This is a genomic window from Tenacibaculum soleae, assembly GCF_030549005.1.
GTDB lineage: Bacteria > Bacteroidota > Bacteroidia > Flavobacteriales > Flavobacteriaceae > Polaribacter > Polaribacter soleae.
Genome location: NZ_JAUOSW010000028.1, coordinates 1 through 1,245, shown reverse-complemented (window position 1 = coordinate 1,245; position 1,245 = coordinate 1). Strand labels below are relative to the sequence as shown.

General features: G+C 36.9%; 1 rRNA gene. It reads right to left on the bottom strand.

Annotated features, from left to right (window positions below):
* Window positions 1-537 (bottom strand): 16S ribosomal RNA (locus tag Q4586_RS13945); the annotation flags it as partial.
* Window positions 538-1,245: the final 708 nt, after the last annotated feature.

The window sequence follows — 1,245 nt, the reverse complement described above, 5'->3', positions numbered from 1 at the left end:
ACCCTCCGTATTACCGCGGCTGCTGGCACGGAGTTAGCCGGTCCTTATTCTTACAGTACCGTCAGTTATCTACACGTAGATAAGTTTCTTCCTGTATAAAAGCAGTTTACAACCCATAGGGCAGTCATCCTGCACGCGGCATGGCTGGTTCAGAGTTGCCTCCATTGACCAATATTCCTCACTGCTGCCTCCCGTAGGAGTCTGGTCCGTGTCTCAGTACCAGTGTGGGGGATAATCCTCTCAGACCCCCTACCTATCGTTGCCATGGTAAGCCGTTACCTTACCATCTAGCTAATAGGACGCATAGTCATCTTGTACCGATAAATCTTTAACTAATTTGTGATGCCACATATTAGCATTATGGAGTATTAATCTTCATTTCTAAAGGCTATCCTCATGTACAAGGCAGATTCTATACGCGTTACGCACCCGTTCGCCGGTCGTCATCTGTAGCAAGCTACAATGTTACCCCTCGACTTGCATGTGTTAAGCCTGCCGCTAGCGTTCATCCTGAGCCAGGATCAAACTCTTCATTGTATATTTTAAATAATATTAATGAATAAGTTTCAAAAGAATTTGTTTAACGAAGTTAAACATGGTTATTCTACTCTTTGTTTACGCTGTCAATTTCAATATTTTCAATGAACGTGTCGAGTCGACACTCGCAAGTATTTTCAACTTGATTATCTTCTCAGACTTCTTGTAGAAATGCTAGATTCGAACTAACTGATTTTATTACCAAATCATTCCAAAATTTCTCTGATCGTTTTCGCTTTCTTAAAGCGGTTGCAAATCTATAAACTTTTTAAAAACTGACAAAACTTTTTTGAAGTTTTTTTTAGTTTATTTTCGCGATGTTTTTAATGAACTTCCGAGTTTTAAACGGACTGCAAAGATACACTCTTTCTTTTATCTTAAACAAGTTATTAGCAACTTATTTTTAATCTTTTCTTGATGATATCTTAACAATGTTTTTAATGAACTTTTACTAATCTTAAACTTGCGTTTTTCCCTTAGCGGGTGCAAATATAGATCCCTTTTTTAACATGACAATGCTTTATTTTATGTTTTTTTTGATGTTTTTTACTGTGTATTGTTTTTTAGATAGTTAGCTGTTTTTTATTTTATATAATCATCTTTAAATAGTTTTGCGCGAGGGATTGAACGATCTGTTTGAGCTCTTTTTGCTTGGTAAAGCTAAAAAGCGAGGAGTGAAAGCCCGACAATTTTTGCGAAAAATTGTCG